This is a genomic window from Streptomyces sp. NPDC002577, assembly GCF_053594815.1.
In genome coordinates this window covers 712,336-729,329 of sequence record NZ_JBSFWK010000001.1, presented here as the reverse complement: position 1 = coordinate 729,329, position 16,994 = coordinate 712,336, and the positions used below count along the sequence as shown (strand labels likewise).

12 protein-coding genes and 1 riboswitch are annotated in these 16,994 nt (G+C 72.4%); of the genes, 8 read left to right on the top strand and 4 right to left on the bottom strand.

Annotation, left to right across the window (positions count from 1 at the left end):
• Positions 1 to 97: 97 nt before the first annotated feature.
• The 4 genes from ACWD4J_RS03285 to ACWD4J_RS03270 form a co-directional block, all read right to left on the bottom strand.
• The gene (locus ACWD4J_RS03285) at positions 98 to 835 is read right to left on the bottom strand and encodes a hypothetical protein (RefSeq protein WP_451393523.1); all 738 of its coding nucleotides are present in this window, start codon (positions 833 to 835) and stop codon (positions 98 to 100) included.
• A gap of 454 nt (positions 836 to 1,289) precedes the next feature.
• Positions 1,290 to 2,726 (bottom strand): hypothetical protein, encoded by a 1,437-nt coding sequence (locus ACWD4J_RS03280; RefSeq protein WP_451393522.1) that lies wholly within the window; start codon positions 2,724 to 2,726, stop codon positions 1,290 to 1,292.
• A 165-nt stretch (positions 2,727 to 2,891) separates the two neighbouring features.
• A complete protein-coding gene (locus ACWD4J_RS03275) occupies positions 2,892 to 4,019 on the bottom strand; it encodes an alpha/beta hydrolase (protein WP_451393521.1) in 1,128 nt (375 codons plus the stop codon).
• A 201-nt stretch (positions 4,020 to 4,220) separates the two neighbouring features.
• Positions 4,221 to 4,931: a class II aldolase/adducin family protein gene (locus ACWD4J_RS03270; protein ID WP_451393520.1), complete on the bottom strand. Its 711-nt coding sequence runs from the start codon at positions 4,929 to 4,931 to the stop codon at positions 4,221 to 4,223.
• A 284-nt stretch (positions 4,932 to 5,215) separates the two neighbouring features.
• On the opposite strand from ACWD4J_RS03270, the gene ACWD4J_RS03265 reads away from it, so the two are divergent.
• From ACWD4J_RS03265 to cobO, 8 genes are all read left to right on the top strand, one after another.
• Positions 5,216 to 5,956 (top strand): lysozyme, encoded by a 741-nt coding sequence (locus tag ACWD4J_RS03265; RefSeq protein WP_451393519.1) that lies wholly within the window; start codon positions 5,216 to 5,218, stop codon positions 5,954 to 5,956.
• 223 nt (positions 5,957 to 6,179) lie between these two features.
• Positions 6,180 to 7,436 carry an anion permease gene (locus tag ACWD4J_RS03260; RefSeq protein WP_451393518.1) on the top strand — a complete coding sequence of 419 codons (1,257 nt, stop codon included), beginning with the start codon at positions 6,180 to 6,182 and terminating at the stop codon, positions 7,434 to 7,436.
• A 12-nt stretch (positions 7,437 to 7,448) separates the two neighbouring features.
• Complete coding sequence (locus tag ACWD4J_RS03255) at positions 7,449 to 7,670, top strand: hypothetical protein (protein WP_451393517.1); 222 nt, start codon at positions 7,449 to 7,451, stop codon at positions 7,668 to 7,670.
• Between the two features lie 200 nt (positions 7,671 to 7,870).
• A riboswitch (cobalamin riboswitch) is annotated at positions 7,871 to 8,000 on the top strand.
• Between the two features lie 145 nt (positions 8,001 to 8,145).
• On the top strand, positions 8,146 to 9,144 hold the full coding sequence (locus ACWD4J_RS03250; protein ID WP_451393628.1) for a cobalamin biosynthesis protein: 999 nt from the start codon (positions 8,146 to 8,148) through the stop codon (positions 9,142 to 9,144).
• Complete coding sequence (locus tag ACWD4J_RS03245) at positions 9,141 to 10,652, top strand: cobyric acid synthase (protein WP_451393516.1); 1,512 nt, start codon at positions 9,141 to 9,143, stop codon at positions 10,650 to 10,652. The genes ACWD4J_RS03250 and ACWD4J_RS03245 overlap by 4 nt, the downstream gene beginning before the upstream one ends.
• A complete protein-coding gene (gene cobN / locus ACWD4J_RS03240) occupies positions 10,649 to 14,311 on the top strand; it encodes a cobaltochelatase subunit CobN (protein WP_451393515.1) in 3,663 nt (1,220 codons plus the stop codon). The genes ACWD4J_RS03245 and cobN overlap by 4 nt, the downstream gene beginning before the upstream one ends.
• Entirely contained in the window at positions 14,308 to 16,380 is a 2,073-nt protein-coding gene (locus ACWD4J_RS03235; RefSeq protein ID WP_451393514.1) for a putative cobaltochelatase, read from the top strand. Before cobN ends, ACWD4J_RS03235 begins: the two co-directional genes overlap by 4 nt.
• On the top strand, positions 16,380 to 16,988 hold the full coding sequence (gene cobO / locus ACWD4J_RS03230) for a cob(I)yrinic acid a,c-diamide adenosyltransferase (RefSeq protein ID WP_451393513.1): 609 nt from the start codon (positions 16,380 to 16,382) through the stop codon (positions 16,986 to 16,988). The genes ACWD4J_RS03235 and cobO overlap by 1 nt, the downstream gene beginning before the upstream one ends.
• Positions 16,989 to 16,994 lie beyond the last annotated feature (6 nt).

Sequence of the window (16,994 nt, the reverse complement as noted above, 5' to 3'; positions counted from 1 at the left end):
GGACAGCTCGGTCGGATCACGCCGTCTAATGCGTGAGGAGAATGGCCATGGGGAGATTCTAACGGGACCGTGCAACCGGTTTTTCAGTGCACGGCGATTATCCGCCGCTGGAGGCTGTGTTGTTGCGCACTGTGCCCCGGCCTTCCGGACCTGCGACGGTGCTGCTGCCGCGAGTGCGGCCGTTGCCGCCGGGTCGCTCGTTGGCGAGGGGTGCGCGCCGCGGAACGATCCTGCCGAGCTCGTCGACCGCCACGACCTCCGCCGTCCAGGACGCGGCGGGGCTGCTGCACGGCTGCGCCACGAGGAGCGCGCGGCCGTGCCGCACCGAGCGCGCCGGTTCGAAGGCGCAGCCCTGGCCGGCGGGCAGCACCCACCGGAGATCCCCGTCCGTGAGGCGGTACGCGGCGATGCGGTACGGCGTGACGACGGCGAGCATGCGGGAGCCGGGCGCAAGGCGCTGCAGTACACCGGCTCCCCCACGCGCGCGTGGGGTGCGCAGCCAGGCGGCGGCCTCAGGGGCGGCACGGTGCCAGCGCACGGCGCGTCCGTCGCGGCGGGCCGTGTCGGTGACCAGCCCGTCGCTCCAGAGCGCGATGGCGTGCCCACGCAGAGGCAGCACGGAGAGCGGCCTGTGACCCTCGCGCGTATACGCCCACCTGGTGCGTCCCGTTCCCGGGTCGTACGCCTCGACGGCCCTGCCCGTCGTGCGCAGGCCGGGTTCCGGGGCGCCCGGGTCCTCCACGCGCGCGTGGACGGCGAGGTGGTCCCCGAAGGGCGCGGGGCGCGAGAGATGCGCCGCGGTCAGGAGGGGCACCGCGAGGAGGCCGAGGACCATGGACAGCACGAGGCGGGAAGGACGGCGGGACCGGCCGCGCGGCAACGGGGGCTGCGGAGCTGGATGCTGTGGCACGGCGGGCTGAGGCCCGGGCTGCCGAGGCGGGTGGTGCTGCGGAGCAAGGGCCCGGGCAACCGGGGATTCGGGGGCGGGTGACTTCGGGGCGGGCCGCACCCGAAGTCGTGCGTAGGCGCTCACGTCGGTCGCGTCGAACGGCAGAGCCGCCACGCAACACCCCCTTCCGCACCATCATCCGATATCTCCGGGTGTGCCCCGGAAAGCCCGCGAATCAGGCGGAGAGCGTAGCCGCGGCTCCTGCGAGCGGGCCGCAGGAGCGTGCCGACACGGCGCACGGGTGGGCGGCCGTCCCTCATTCGGCGTCTCCGGGGCGTTGTCAGTGCCCGGTGCCAGACTGTGGGCCGGGTCACATTCCGGCGCCGGGAACCCGGGCCGGCTACGCGCCTCCCTTGTGCACCTGGAAGGCGGCGCGGCGTACGGCCTTGGCGAGCGCCGGGTCGGGGTGGGCCGCGGCGAGGGCCACCAGCACCTGGACGGTGCGCGGGTGGCCGACGGCGCGCACCTCGTCGAGGAGCGCCGGCACGGTGGGCTGCGTCGCCGACTCCAGGTGGCGTACGAGGAGTTGGGCCTCTCCGTGGTCGGCGACGGCCGCGGCGGTGTCCACCCACAGCCAGGTCGACTCCTCGCGGGTGAGCACCGCGTGGACGTCCTCGGGGTCCACGCCCTCGTGCTCGGCCAGCCACAGCAGGGCGTAGGGCCGCAGCGACGGTTCCTCAGCCGCCGCTCTGACGTCCGCCTCCGCCGGGGCGCCGACGACACGCAGGGCTTCGAAGGCGAGACCGCGCAGCAGGGCGTCCTCGCCTCGGGCGGCGTCCAGGAGTTCGGTCATGGCGCTGCCCACGGGACGGGCGGCGAGCCAGGCGCGGTACTCGGCCCGTGCCGCGTTCGGGCGCAGCCGCGCGCATCCGCGCAGCATGTCCTCGGCGGGCTGCTCGATGTTCCCCGCGGGGCTCTGCGCGGCCACGCAGATCTGCTCGAGCTTGACCCAGACCGCCCAGCTGCCGAGGGGCGTGAGCGTGGCCTGCCCGTCGGAGCAGGTGAGTGCGCCGACGACGGCGAGCGCGTCGAGGCCCCAGTCGAGCACGGGGCCCAGCGGCATGTCCTCGTGGCTCGATTTGTGCGCGTCTGCGGACGCGGCGGTGCCGGGCCCGAGGGCCGGAGTCTCGGCATGCGGCCCGTAGGGGATCTCGCAGCGCTCGGTGCGCAGTTCCGTGACGCGCTGCTGGAGCAGGTCGAGCAGTTGCGAGACGGGAACGGGCCCGGCCGACAGCTGGAGCAGGGACAGCACCTGCGGCATCGCCTCGACGACCTCGGCGACCGTGGCGGGCGCGAGCTCGTCCGGTGCGGGGTGGGCCAGCGACCAGGCGTCGAACAGGGCGACCCAGCCGCGCAGTACGGCGGAGTCGTCCCGGTCCCAGGCGCGCAGCCGCCAACCCGGGCGCGCGATGTCTCCGTGCACCTCGACGAGCCCGGCGAGCCGCGCCGTGTCCCAGTCGGCGCGGACCTGCTCGGACGTCAGATCCAGGTCGGCCGCGGCGCGTTCGGCAATCGCGTCGGAGAGGGTGCCGGCGCCGTCGGAGGCCGAGCCGTGGCGGCCGGGCCGCAGGGCGGCGTCTGCCCAGCGCGCGACCCGGACGGGGCCGGCGAGTCCGCTGCGTGCCATGCGGGCCAGTTCCGCGGGTGGTGGGGTGCCCTCGGGAGGCCTGGGTGCGGGTCGCTGGGGGCGTCGCTCGGACACCGCTCGCGGGGCGGCGGCAAGCGTTCGCGGACGGACTAGTCGGAGCCTGGAGTCGCGCGGGATACGGGACGTCACGGGAGCAGTCTTCCGGTTGACGGTCCGAAAACCCAAACGGAATGCCACGCGAGTAGAGACGGAGCCCGCAACAGCCGGTTTTGTGCCCCTGAGCAGCCGTGAAACGGAAGGCAGGGGGAAGGGCCCGGCGGTGCTCCGTCGGGTGAGTCGCGGGCGTGCCGACGCCTACATCAGAGGCGTCAGGAAGCGGCGCAGAGTCTCTTCGTAGTGTGCGGGGTCGGCGTTCCACATGGCGCTGTGCGGTGCGTTCGGCACGGCGTGCAGGGTGACCGTGTCGCGGCGTCGGTCGGCCAGTCGGCGGCTCAGGCTCCAGGGGGCGACGGCGTCGTCGGGGCCGTGCATCACAAGGGTCGGGACCTTCAGCGCCTCCGGGTCGAGGGCCTCCTCGATGGCGCCGCCGTGCAGGCCGGCGCGCCCCTGTGCCGCGCGGACGGCGAGCGGCAGCAGCGGCCCCGGCGTGCGCCGGGCCGAGGCGAGGGCGCGCAGCGTGGCCTCCCAGCTGAGCACGGGCGAGTCCAGCACGAGCCCGGCGATCCGGTCGCGCAGCGACGAGCGTGCGGCCGCGTGGAGGGCCATCGCGGCGCCGGTGGACCAGCCGAGCAGGACGACGCGCTCCGCGCCGTACCGCAGGGCATAGCGGATGGCGGCGTCGAGGTCGCGCCACTCCGTGTCGCCGAGATGGCAGAGCCCGTCCGGGGAGCGGGGCGCGCCCGGATCCCCGCGGTACGTGATGTCGAGCAACGGATAGCGCAGCCGGTGCATGAACTCCATGAGGACCATGGGGTGCTCGCGGGTGGTGCCGAGCCCGTGCACGCTGATCACCCAGCTGTCGCGGGCGCCGGGCACGAACCAGGCGGGCAGGGGACCGAGTTCGCCGGGGATGTCGACGTCGGTGTACTCGAGGCCGAGGGCGGTCTTCGGGTTGCCGATGTGCACCTGCGGAGTGAGCCAGACGCGCGCGCCCGGCCTCAGTTCGCCGTAGGTGACCCGTTCGAGGCGGCGTACGACGGTGTCGGCGGGGTGCGGCGCGGTGTCCAGTACGCCGCCGACGACCGCATGGCAGCCTTCGCCGGTCAGGCCGTAGGTGCCCGGCCGCAGTGCGGCGAGGTCACGGGTCAGTGTGACCTGTCCCGCGGCGGTGCCGTGGACGGTGAGCCTCGGCTCGGTGGGAAGCGGCCGCCCGGCGGGCGCCTTCAGGGCGGCGTCGCTGGCGAGCCTGCCGGCGGCGACCATGGCCGCACCGGCTCCGATCACTGTGGTGACGGCCGCTGCCGTCGCTGTGGCGGTGCGCACGGATCCAGTGTCGTTGCGAAGGCCCCCGACGGCCAGCCGAACGGAACGCTGGAGTGACGACGGACGCCACGGACACACCCCTCGTGCCCCGGCTGCACCCCGGTCACCACCGCCCGCCACACCTCGACAGGGCCCCCGGACCGCAGGCGATACGGGCCCTATGGCCCCGAGGCCCGTGGCGCCGAGACCCCGGGGCGCCGCTCAGCTCCGCGGCTGTCCGTACCCGCGCAGCTTCTCCTCCACTTCGCCGAGCTGGTCGCGGGACAGGAGGGTGGGGGTGCGGCCCGGCAGGGCGCTCGCCGACAGCCAGACTCTGCACATCCACTCGAGCTGGGCCGTCCGGTCGTAGGCCTGGTCAAGGGTGTCGCCATATGTGATGGTGCCGTGATTCTGAAGTAGACACCCCGTGCGGTCCACCAGGGCATGGAGCATGTTCTCGGCCAACTCGTCCGTGCCGTACAGGGCATAGCGTGCGACCCGCACGGGGCCGCCCAGCGCTGCCGCCATGTAGTGGATCAGGGGCAGCTCCGGCACGAGGGCCGAGACGGCGGTGGCGTGCACCGCGTGGGTGTGGACCACGGCCCGGGCGCCGGTGCTGCGGTAGACCGCGAGGTGCATGGGCAGCTCGCTGGTCGGGGCGAGGTCGCCGAGTACCTGGTTGCCGTCGAGGTCGACACCGACGGCGTCCTGCGGCGTCAGCCGGTCGTACGGGACTCCGGTCGGAGTGACCAGTACGGTGCCGCCGACGCGCACCGACACGTTGCCGGAGGTGCCGACGACGAGCCCGTCGGTCACGGTGCGCCGGGCGGTCGCAACGAGTTCCTCCCAGGATGCCCGCAGACCGTCCGCCTGCCCGCGCTTCGGCTCCCGGCCGCCCGCACCGGCGACACCGCCCACGTCACCCATCGCCATCCACCCGCCATCGACCGCTTCCGGATCCGCCCCGCGGCCGCGCTGCCGGCCGCCGCGCCACCCACCCTGCCAGCCGCCGTACGAGCGGCTGCACCGACCACCCCGCGACCACGTGCTGTAAAAGCATCGCGGCGGAGTGTGACGCGATCTTCCGCTGTCCGTTAGGCCACATATGCACACACACGCCCATGTGGAAGTGAATTGGCCGGAGATCGACGGTCCGCAAAGAGGCCTCCGATACCCTCTGGTGGATTTGTCATGCACGTCGCCATCCGGGGGGAAATATGGCTCGTGATCGCAAACCGTCGCGCCACCGTGCCCGCATCGCCGCGATCTCCGCGGCGACACTCGCGTTAGGGGCCACCGCGCTCGCCGAGATTCCGGTTTCCGCGGCGAGCAAGCCGAAGGGGCACGACGTCTCGTCGCACCAGAAGGACGTCGACTGGCAGAAGGCGCGGAGCAAGGGCGCGAGGTTCGTCTACGTGAAGGCGACCGAGTCCCACACCTACCGCAACCCGTATTTCGGTCAGCAGTACGACGGGGCCCGCAACGCGGGCATGATCCGCGGCGCCTACCACTTCGCGCTGCCCGACAAGTCGTCCGGCAGGACACAGGCGCAGTACTTCGTGAGCAACGGCGGGACCTGGACGGCGGACGGCTGGACTCTGCCGCCGGCCCTCGACATCGAGTACAACCCGTACAGCTCGAAGAAGTGCTACGGCCTGAGCAGGACCAGGATGGTCGCGTGGATCAGGTCCTTCAGCGACGAGGTGAAGCTGCTGACCGGCCGCCGGCCCGTGATCTACACGAATACGAACTGGTGGAAGAAGTGCACCGGCAACAGCGCGGCCTTCGCCTCGAACCACGCCCTGTGGCTCGCCCACTACAACGCGTCCGCCGGGTCCCTGCCCGCGGGCTGGCAGTACTGGACCTTCTGGCAGCACGACAACAGCGGCAGCCTGCCGGGTGACCAGAATCTCTTCAACGGCTCGATGACGGCGCTGCGGAGGTTCGCCCGGGGATAGTCAGGGGGCATGCGGGGACGGTCCGAGCGCGGCGGAACGCGCGGTTCCGCCGAAATTCCGGGCTTTCCCCGACCTTCATGATCGACTGCGCTGCCACTCCAAACGGAACCGGAGTGGCAGCACACCAGTTAGGGCCACCCTGCAGCCCCACCCAGTTCATCTTCCGTTCACTCAGGTTGCCTACGGTCCACTTGCCAATGACGTCAAACAGAAGCCTGGGTAAATGGAACACATCACGCTTCTCCTCGGGATCGTGATCGTCACCGCTCTCGTGTTCGATTTCACGAACGGTTTCCACGACACAGCCAACGCGATGGCGACGACCATCTCGACAGGCGCTCTGCGACCGAAGACGGCGGTGGCCATGTCCGCCGCACTGAACCTCGTCGGAGCCTTCCTCTCCGTGGAGGTCGCCAAGACGATCTCCGGCGGCATCATCAACGAAGAAGGCATCAGAACCGAGGTGATCTTCGCGGCGCTCGTCGGCGCGATCCTCTGGAATCTGCTGACCTGGCTTCTGGGCCTCCCCTCCAGCTCGTCCCACGCCCTCTTCGGCGGCCTGATCGGCGCCGCCGTGATGTCCGCCGGCTGGTCGTCGGTCAACGGCAGCACCGTCGTCACCAAGGTGCTGATACCGGCCGTCGCCGCGCCGGTCGTCGCCGGCGTCGCCGCGATGCTGGCCACCCGTCTGACGTACCGCATAGGCAGCCGCGCCGACGACAAGGCGACGGCCCCCGGCTACCGCGCCGGACAGATCGCCTCCGCGGGCCTCGTCTCCCTCGCCCACGGCACCAACGACGCGCAGAAGACCATGGGCATCATCACGCTGGCCCTGGTCACGGGCGGTGTCCTCTCCCCGGGCTCCAACCCGCCGGTCTGGGTCATCCTCTCCGCCGGCCTCGCCATCGCGATGGGCACCTACCTGGGCGGCTGGCGCATCATCCGCACCATGGGCAAGGGCCTGACCGACCTTGCGCCGCCGCAGGGCTTCGCCGCGCAGACCAGCGCCGCGACGGTCATCCTCGCCTCCTCCCACCTCGGCTTCTCCCTCTCCACCACCCAGTCCTGCTCGGGTGCCGTGATGGGCGCGGGCATCGGCCGCAAGGGCGCCGTGGTCCGCTGGTCGACCGCGACCCGCATGTTCGTCGCCTGGTGCCTGACGCTGCCGGCCGCCGGGCTCGTCGGCGCGGCCGCCGAGTTCCTCACGAAGCAGGGCACGTGGGGCGTCATCCTCACCGGTGCGCTGCTGGTCGTCGGGGCCGGTGTGATCTGGGCGCTGTCGCGCCGCCAGCCGGTCACCCAGGACAACGTCAACGACGTCAGCGACGGCCGCGCCGCCGACGACAGCACCGGCCCCGCCGGGGACGTCGACGCAGCGACCGAGGGCGCCCTCCCTGCCGCGCTCGACGGCGACCTGAAGGCCACCATCCCGGCACCGCCCGGCGCCTCGCCGGAGCCCGCCAAGACCGCATCGGTGTAAGGAAAGAGCAGCATGAAGATCGACTGGGCAGCTCTCGGCTCCGTCTTCGGAGTCAGCCTCGTGGTCACCGTGGCCCTCGTGGGCCTGTTCACCCTGGGCATCGTCGGCCTCTCCAAGCGGCAGCGGGCGACGGAGCAGGGCGACTCCGCGGCCCTCGCGGTCAGCGGCGCGTACGCGTGCTTCGCGCTCTGCGCGGCGGCCGTCGGGTACGGGATCTATCTGATCGTCGCCTGACGGCAATCGGCTTGGGCCTTTGTGTGGGGTGCGGGACGCAGGAGCGTCCCGCACCCCACACGCATGCCCGCCCCAGGTGTGTGCGGCACGGCACACGCCCGTGTGTGGCCCTTCGCACACTCTCCCGTCGCAGGTCAAGTGCGAGTTGACGGGCCTTCGGGGGGCGTGGTGGACTTCCGGAGCCATATACGGCGGCAGGAGAGGAAGCCGGTGCGAATCCGGCGCGGTCCCGCCACTGTCACCGGGGAGCGCTCCCCCACACGGAAGTCACGGCCCGTACGGACGGGTTGGAAGGCCGGGGGAAGCGTAGATCCGGGAGCCAGGAGACTCTCACCGCCGGTCACGTCGAACCAGGGCGCGGACCCTGAGTGAGGACATATCGCCATGCGCGACTGCCCGTTGCCCGATGTGTTGAGAAGTACGAGGAATCTTCCAGGCGTATCGGCGGGCTGACCCCATGCCTTCGGCCGATCCGATGCATCCGGCTGGTTCCACGCATGCCGAACGTGCCGGACGCGGACGTGTCTTCGCATACGGCGCCGCCGCCGGCCTCCTGGCCGACCTGCTCCTCGGCGATCCGCGCCGGGGCCATCCGGTCGCCGCGTTCGGCCGCGCCGCGGCCGCCGTGGAGCGTGCGCTGTGGCGGGACCACCGCGGATGGGGCGCGCTGCAGACCGCGGTGTGCGCCGGGGGCGCGACCGCTCTCGCCGCGCTGGCCGCCCGTTCCGTACGCACCTCCCGTACCGCCTCCGTCGCGCTGACCGCCGCCGCGACCTGGGCCGTGGTCGGCGGCACCTCGCTGGGCCGCGAGGCGCGGGCCGTCGGCGGGGCGCTGGCCGCCGGGGACGTCGAGGGCGCACGGGAGCGGCTGCCGCATCTGTGCGGACGCGATCCACAGGCGCTGGACGCCGATGGCATCGCGCGGGCCGTGGTCGAGTCCGTCGCCGAGAACACGTCGGACGCCGTGGTGGGTGCGCTCGTCTGGGGTGCGGTGGGCGGTGTGCCGGGCCTTGTGGGGTTCCGGGCCGTCAACACGCTGGACGCGATGGTGGGGCACAAGTCGCCCAGGCACCGGCGGTACGGGTGGGCTTCCGCGCGGCTCGACGACGTCGCGGGGTGGCCGGGGGCGCGGCTCACCGCTGTGCTCGCCGCGGTTGCCGGGGGCGACCCGCGGGGGGCCGTGCGGACTTGGCATGCGGATGCCGCCAAGCATCCGAGCCCCAACGCCGGGGTCGTCGAGGCCTCGTTCGCGGGGGCGCTCGGCGTACGGCTCGGCGGGACACTTTCGTACGGCGGAAAAGTCGAGCACCGGCCTGTGCTCAACGGCTCCGGGCGAGCCGTTGAGGTGGCCGACATCGAGCGGGCCGTGCGGCTTTCCCGGCGGGTTGGCTGGCTTGCCCTCGGCGTGAGCGCCGCGGGAGCACTGGTGCGCGGGCAGGCCTCCGCGCGTACGAGACGCGGAGGGAACTCATGAGCGGTGGCGGGCTGTTGGTGGCCGGGACCACCTCCGATGCCGGGAAGAGTGTCGTCACCGCCGGGATCTGCCGGTGGCTCGTGCGGCAGGGGGTCAAGGTCGCGCCCTTCAAGGGGCAGAACATGTCCCTGAACTCGTTCGTCACGCGGGAGGGTGCCGAGATCGGGCGGGCGCAGGCCATGCAGGCGCAGGCGGCGCGCGTCGAGCCGACGGCGCTCATGAACCCCGTGCTGCTCAAGCCCGGCAGCGACCGCAGCAGCCAGGTCGTGCTCATGGGCAAGCCGGTCGGTGAGCTGAGTGCCCGCGGCTACCACGGCGGCCGTCAGGAGGCCCTGCTCGGCACCGTCCTGGAGTGCCTGGAGGAGTTGCGGGGCACGTATGACGCGGTGATCTGTGAGGGGGCGGGCAGCCCCGCCGAGATCAATCTGCGGCGCACGGACATCGTCAACATGGGCATCGCGCGGGCCGCGCGGCTGCCGGTCGTCGTCGTGGGCGACATCGACCGGGGAGGGGTCTTCGCGTCGTTCTTCGGTACGGTCGCGCTACTCAGCCCCGAGGACCAGGCGCTGATCGCCGGGTTCCTGGTGAACAAGTTCCGCGGGGACGTGTCCCTCCTCGAGCCGGGACTCGACATGCTGCACCAGCTCACGGGCCGCCATACGCTCGGTGTGCTGCCGTTCCGGCACGGTCTCGGGATCGACGAGGAGGACGGGCTGCGGGTCTCGCTCCGCGGGTCGGTCCGGGAGTCCGCGGTGGCTCCCCCCGTCGGCGACGACGTGCTGCGGGTCGCCGTGTGCGCGATCCCGCTGATGTCCAACTTCACGGACGTGGACGCACTCGCCGCCGAACCGGGTGTCGTCGTGCGGTTCGTGGACCGTCCCGAGGAACTCGTCGACGCGGACCTCGTCGTCGTACCCGGCACCCGCGGCACCGTACGCGCCCTGGAGTGGCTGCGCGAACGCGGTCTCGCGGACGCGATCGCGCGCCGCGCCGCCGAGGGACGTCCGGTCCTCGGCATCTGCGGCGGGTTCCAGGTCCTCGGCGAGCACATCGAGGACGAGGTCGAGTCCCGTGCCGGCCAGGTCGAGGGGCTCGGACTGCTGCCCGTGCGCGTGCGGTTCGCGAAGGAGAAGACCCTCACGCGCCCGTCGGGCACGGCGCTCGGCGAATCCGTCGAGGGGTACGAGATCCATCACGGCGTCGCGGATGTGACGGGTGGTGAACCGTTCCTCGACGGCTGCCGGGTCGGTGAGGTGTGGGGCACGCACTGGCACGGCTCGCTGGAGTCGGACGGGTTCCGCCGTGCGTTCCTGCGCGAGGTCGCGCGGGCTGCGGGCCGCCGTTTCGTCCCCGCGCCCGACACCAGCTTCTCGGCGCTGCGCGAGGAGCAGCTGGACCTGCTCGGCGATCTGATCGAAGAACACGCGGACACAAGTGCGTTGCTCCGCCTGATCGAGACCGGTGCACCCTCCGGTCTCCCCTTCCTTGCTCCGGGGGCACCCTCATGACCGTCCTGCTTCTGTCCACCGCCGACACGGATCTGCTGGCGGCCCGCGCCTCCGGCGCCCCGTACCGGATCGGCAACCCCGCGCGCGTCGACGCGGCGGCCGATCTGCCCGCGCTCATCGACGGCTGCGACATCGCCGTCGTACGTCTCCTGGGCGGCAAGCGCGCCTGGGAGGACGGGCTCGCCGCGCTGAAGCGGTCGGGCATTCCGACCGTGCTGCTCGGCGGCGAGGCGGTGCCGGACGCCGAGTTGATGGCCGAGTCGTCCGTGCCGGCGGGTGTGGTCGCCGAGGCGCTGCGCTACCTCGTCGAGGGCGGTCCCGGGAACTTCGTGGAGCTGGCGCGCTTCCTGTCCGACACCGTGCTGCTGACGGGGCACGGTTTCGCCGAGCCGCAGACGATGCCCGAGTACGGAGTCCATGGCGGGCGCGCTCACGATCCGGCGCGGCCGACCGTCGGCGTGCTCTTCTACCGGGCGCACGAGCTGTCCGGGAACACCGCGTTCGTGGACACCCTGTGCGACGCGATCGAGGCACGGGGCGCCAACGCGCTGCCGGTGTACTGCGGTTCCCTGCGGGGCGCGGACGCGGGCCTGTACGAGATCCTCGGGCAGGCCGACGCGCTGGTCGCCACGGTGCTCGCGGCGGGCGGCACGCACGCGTCGGAGGCCTCCGCGGGCGGCGACGAGGAGGCGTGGGACATCGGCGCGCTCGCCGACCTGAACATCCCCGTCCTGCAGGGCCTCTGCCTGACCTCCTCGCGTGCCGCCTGGGAGGAGTCGGACGCCGCCCTCTCCCCCATGGACGCGGCGATGCAGGTGGCGATCCCCGAGTTCGACGGGCGGCTGATCACCGTCCCGTTCTCCTTCAAGGAGCAGGGGCCGGACGACGTACCGGTGTACGTCGCCGCCCCGGAGCGAGCAGCGCGGGTGGCCGGAATCGCCGTACGCCACGCCAGGCTCAGGCACAAGCCGAACACCGAGAAGAAGCTCGCGCTGGTCTTCACGGCGTACCCGACGAAGCACTCCCGGGTCGGCAACGCGGTGGGACTCGACACCCCGGCGTCGGCGGTCCGCGTCCTCGACGCGCTGCGCGACGCGGGCTATGCGGTCGAGGGCCACCCGGCGGCCGGTGACGAACTGATCCACCGGCTCATCGAGGCGGGCGGCCACGACGTGGAGTGGCTCACCGAGGAGCAGCTGGCGGCAGCCCCCGCGCGCGTGCCGCTCGCCGACTACCGGGCGTGGTTCGACAAGCTCGACCCCGAGCTGCGGGACGCCATGCTGGAGGCCTGGGGCGAGCCGCCGGGCAGCCTGTACGTCGACGGCGACGACATCGTGCTGGCGTCCCTGCAGTTCGGGAACGTGGTGGTCATGATCCAGCCGCCGCGTGGCTTCGGCGAGAACCCGATCGCCATCTACCACGATCCGGACATGCCGCCGTCGCACCACTACATGGCCGCGTACCGCTGGCTGGAGGCTGCACCGTCGGAGGGCGGCTTCGGCGCGGACGCGATCGTGCACATGGGCAAGCACGGCACGATGGAGTGGCTGCCGGGCAAGGGCCTGGGACTCAGCGGGGGTTGTGCCCCGGACGCGGTCCTCGGCGACCTGCCGCTGATCTACCCCTTCATCGTCAACGACCCCGGTGAGGGCACCCAGGCCAAGCGCCGCGGGCACGCCACGGTCGTCGACCACCTCGTACCGCCGATGGCCCGCGCGGACACCTACGGCGACCTGGCCAAGCTGGAGCAGCTGCTCGACGAGTACGCGCTGGTCAGCGACCTGGACCCGACGAAGGCCCCGGCCGTGCGCGCCCAGATCTGGACGCTCGTCAAGGCCGCCGAGCTCCACCACGACCTGCACGTGAACGAGCAGCCGGACGACGACGAGTTCGACGAGTTCGTCATGCACATCGACGGCTATCTGTGCGAGATCAAGGACGTGCAGATCCGGGACGGCCTGCACATCCTGGGCGGCGGCCCGGTCGGCGAGCCGCGGGTCAACCTCGTCCTGGCCGTGCTGCGGGCCTCGCAGGTGTGGGGCGGGCAGGCGAACGCGCTGCCGGGTCTGCGGGCCGCACTGGCCCAGCACTTCGGGCTGGTGGAGAAGGAACTGCTGGCCGAGCCGGGCGCACCCGTGAAGGTGCCGGTGGAGCTGACGGACCTGGTGGACGGGCCGTCCCGTACCGCATCGGACGCCGTCGACCTGCTGGAGCAGCTGTGCCGGCGGATCGCGGAGGGCATGGAGGAGCGCGGCTGGGCGACCGCGGAGGCCGCCGGTCTCGTACGGGAGGTGCTGGGCGTCGCACTCCCGGACGCCGTGGCGGTGGTGGAGTTCGCGTGCCGCGAGGTCGTGCCGCGGCTGGCGCGGACGACGGACGAGATCGACCACATCCTGCGTGCGCTGGACGGCGGTTACGTCCCGGCGGGCCCGTCCGGTTCACCGACCCGCGGGCTCGTCAACGTCCTGCCGACGGGCCGGAACTTCTACTCCGTGGACCCGAAGGCGATCCCGTCCCGCCTGTCCTGGGAGGTGGGGCAGTCGCTCGCGGACTCGCTGGTGGCGCGGTATCTCGCGGACACCGGCGAGTACCCGAAGTCCGTCGGCCTGACGGTCTGGGGCACGTCCGCCATGCGCACGCAGGGCGACGACATCGCGGAGATCCTGGCCCTGCTGGGCTGCCGCCCGGTGTGGGACGACGCGTCTCGGCGCGTCACCGGCTTCGAGTGCGTCCCGCTCAGCGAACTCGGCCGCCCGCGCATCGATGTCACGGTCCGTATCTCGGGCTTCTTCAGGGACGCGTTCCCGCACGTCGTCGCGCTGATCGACGACGCGGTACGGGCCGTGGCCGAGCTGGACGAGCCCGCCGACCGGAACTACGTACGGGCGCACGCCGACGAGGACACCGCGGTGCACGGCGACCGGCGGCGGGCCACCGCTCGCATCTTCGGTTCGAAGCCAGGGGCTTACGGGGCCGGTCTGCTGCCGCTGATCGACGCCCGGAACTGGCGCAGCGACGCGGATCTGGCCGAGGTGTACGCGGTGTGGGGCGGCTACGCGTACGGCCGCGGACTCGACGGGCGTGCGGCTCGCGGCGACATGGAGACGGCGTTCCGGCGGATCGCGGTGGCGGCGAAGAACGTCGACACGAGGGAACACGACCTGGTCGACGCCGACGACTACTTCCAGTACCACGGCGGGATGGTCGCGATGGTGCGGCATCTGACGGGGGCGAACCCCGAGGCGTACGTGGGCGACTCGGCGGTCCCGGACCAGGTGAAGACCCGCACGCTCGGCGAGGAGACTCACCGCGTGTTCCGCGCGCGTGTCGTCAACCCCCGCTGGATGGCGGCGATGCGCCGCCACGGCTACAAGGGGGCCTTCGAGATGGCCGCCACCGTCGACTACCTCTTCGGGTACGACGCGACGGCGGGCGTCGTCGACGACTGGATGTACGAGAAGCTCAGCGCGGAGTACGTCTTCGACGCCGAGAACCGGGATTTCATGAAGAAGTCCAACCCCTGGGCGCTGCGCGGCATCACGGAACGGCTCCTCGAGGCGGCCGACCGCGGCCTGTGGGCCGAGCCGGACGCACAGACGCTGGAGCAGTTGCGGGCCACGTATCTGGAGCTCGAGGGCGATCTGGAGGGCGACGAGTGAGTACCCCCTATCCGTTCACCGCGATCGTCGGGCAGGACGATCTGAGGCTGGCGCTGCTGCTGAACGCGGTCTCGCCGGCTGTCGGCGGCGTGCTCGTGCGCGGCGAGAAGGGCACGGCCAAGTCGACGGCTGTAAGGGCCCTCTCGGCCCTCATACCGGACGTGGACGTCGTCGCCGGGTGCCGGTTCTCGTGCGACCCCGCCGCGCCCGACCCGCAGTGCCCGGACGGGCCGCACGAGCCGGGCGGCGGGACGGCACGGCCTGCGCGGATGGTCGAGCTGCCCGTCGGTGCGTCCGAGGACCGGCTCGTGGGCGCGCTCGACATCGAGCGGGCACTCTCGGAGGGCGTGAAGGCGTTCGAGCCGGGACTGCTCGCGGACGCGCACCGCGGCATCCTCTACGTCGACGAGGTCAACCTGTTGCATGACCACTTGGTCGATCTGCTGCTCGACGCCGCGGCCATGGGCGCCTCGTACGTCGAGCGCGAGGGTGTGTCCGTGCGCCACGCCGCCCGCTTCCTGCTCGTCGGGACCATGAACCCCGAAGAGGGCGAGCTGCGGCCGCAGTTGCTGGACCGGTTCGGGCTGACCGTGGAGGTCGCGGCCTCGCGCGAGCCGGATCAGCGGGTCGAGGTGGTCAGGAGGCGGCTCGCGTACGACGACGATCCCGCCGGCTTCGCGGCGCGCTGGGCCGACGAGGAGGCCGCGGTACGGGCGCGCATCGTGGCGGCGCGGAAGCTGCTGCCGTCGGTGCGGCTCGGCGACGGGGCGCTGCGGCAGATCGCGGCGACCTGTGCCGCGTTCGAGGTCGACGGCATGCGTGCCGACATCGTGATGGCGCGGACCGCGACGGCGCTGGCCGCGTGGGCGGGGCGTACGGACGTGCTCGCCGAGGACGTGCGGCAGGCCGCTCTGCTCGCGCTGCCGCACCGGCGTCGGCGCAATCCGTTCGACGCCCCCGGTCTCGACGAGGACAAGCTCGACGAGACGCTGCAGGAGTTCGGCGGGGACGACGACCCCGATCCGGACGGGCCGGGCGGTGGCGGCGGGCAGCCGCCTCAGGACAGCGGGCCGGACGCACCGCCTCCGGCCCGTGCGGAGGACGACTCCCCGGCGTCCGAGGGGGACGACTCCGGACAGCAGTCCGCCGGGGGTTCCGCTGCGGCCGGCCGTCCCGGCGAGGCGTCCGACGACGCCGAGGGCCGCGGCGGCCCCGGCCGCGAGCAGGCCGCCGTACGCGCGGCTGAGCCGTTCCGTACGAAGACGCTGACCGTGCCCGGCCTCGGTGAGGGCGCCGCCGGGCGGCGGTCGCGGGCGCGTACCGAGCACGGCCGGACGACGGGGGCCCGGCGGCCCCAAGGCGCGCTGACGAAGCTGCACTTGGCCGCCACCGTGCAGGCCGCGGCGCCGCATCAGCGGGCGCGCGGGCGCAGTGGTCCGGGTCTCGTCGTCCGGCGGGACGATCTGCGGCAGGCGACGCGGGAGGGCCGCGAGGGCAACCTCGTGCTCTTCGTCGTGGACGCCTCCGGGTCGATGGCCGCCCGGCAGCGGATGAGCGCCGTGAAGGGCGCGGTGCTGTCGCTGCTCCTCGACGCGTACCAGCGGCGGGACAAGGTGGGGCTGATCACCTTCCGCGGGTCGGCGGCCGAGGTGGCGCTGCCGCCCACCTCGTCGGTGGACGCGGCCGCGGCACGGCTCGAGTCGCTGCCGACGGGCGGCCGTACTCCGCTTGCGGCCGGACTGCTCAGGGCGCACGACGTGCTGCGGGTGGAGCGGCTGCGGGATGCCGCGCGGCGGCCGCTGCTGGTCGTGGTGACGGACGGTCGGGCCACGGGTGGCCCGCAGCCGGTGGAGCTGGCCCGGCGTGCGGCGCGGCTGCATGCGGCCGAGGGCATCGCGTCCGTGGTCGTCGACTGCGAGTCGGGGCCGGTACGGCTCGGGCTCGCAGCGCAGCTCGCCGGCGATCTCGGCGGGACGGCGGTCACGCTCGACGAGCTGCGGGCCGACGCCATCGCCGGACTGGTACGTGACGTTCGGGACGTTCAGGGAAGCAAGAGGAGGGCCGCGTAATGCCGCAGGGGCAGCCTGCCGTCGTACCGGACGACGGACTCACCACACGTCAGCGCCGCAACCGGCCGCTCGTCGTCGTGCACACCGGTATCGGCAAGGGCAAGTCGACCGCCGCGTTCGGGCTGGCGCTGCGCGCCTGGAACCAGGGGTGGCCGATCGGGGTGTTCCAGTTCGTCAAGTCGGCGAAGTGGAAGGTCGGCGAGGAGAACGCGCTCAAGGTGCTCGGTGCCTCCGGCGAGGGCGGGTCGGTGGCCTGGCACAAGATGGGTGAGGGCTGGTCGTGGATCCAGCGCGCCCCGTCCGACGGGGAGCTCACGAACGAGGAGAAGGCACGCGAGGGCTGGGAGCAGGTCAAGCGCGACCTGGCCGCGGAGACGTACCGCCTGTACGTGCTGGACGAGTTCGCGTACCCCATGCACTGGGGCTGGATCGACACCGACGAGGTGATCTCCGTGCTCCGGGACCGGCCCGGCACCCAGCATGTGGTGATCACCGGGCGCAACGCCCCCGAGAAGCTGGTGGACTTCGCGGATCTCGTGACCGACATGTCGAAGGTCAAGCATCCGATGGACGCAGGCCAGAAGGGCCAGAGAGGCATCGAGTGGTGAGCGGCG

Bases quoted from the DNA above. Each gene is read 5' to 3' on its own strand.
- ACWD4J_RS03250 (WP_451393628.1), top strand. From the start codon at position 8,146: ATGCATCCGGCTGGTTCCACGCATGCCGAACGTGCCGGACGCGGACGT.
- ACWD4J_RS03260 (WP_451393518.1), top strand. From the start codon at position 6,180: ATGGAACACATCACGCTTCTCCTCGGGATCGTGATCGTCACCGCTCTC.
- ACWD4J_RS03265 (WP_451393519.1), top strand. From the start codon at position 5,216: ATGGCTCGTGATCGCAAACCGTCGCGCCACCGTGCCCGCATCGCCGCG.
- ACWD4J_RS03245 (WP_451393516.1), top strand. From the start codon at position 9,141: ATGAGCGGTGGCGGGCTGTTGGTGGCCGGGACCACCTCCGATGCCGGG.
- cobN (WP_451393515.1), top strand. From the start codon at position 10,649: ATGACCGTCCTGCTTCTGTCCACCGCCGACACGGATCTGCTGGCGGCC.
- ACWD4J_RS03270 (WP_451393520.1), bottom strand. From the start codon at position 4,931: ATGGCGATGGGTGACGTGGGCGGTGTCGCCGGTGCGGGCGGCCGGGAG.
- ACWD4J_RS03285 (WP_451393523.1), bottom strand. From the start codon at position 835: ATGGTCCTCGGCCTCCTCGCGGTGCCCCTCCTGACCGCGGCGCATCTC.
- ACWD4J_RS03255 (WP_451393517.1), top strand. From the start codon at position 7,449: ATGAAGATCGACTGGGCAGCTCTCGGCTCCGTCTTCGGAGTCAGCCTC.
- cobO (WP_451393513.1), top strand. From the start codon at position 16,380: ATGCCGCAGGGGCAGCCTGCCGTCGTACCGGACGACGGACTCACCACA.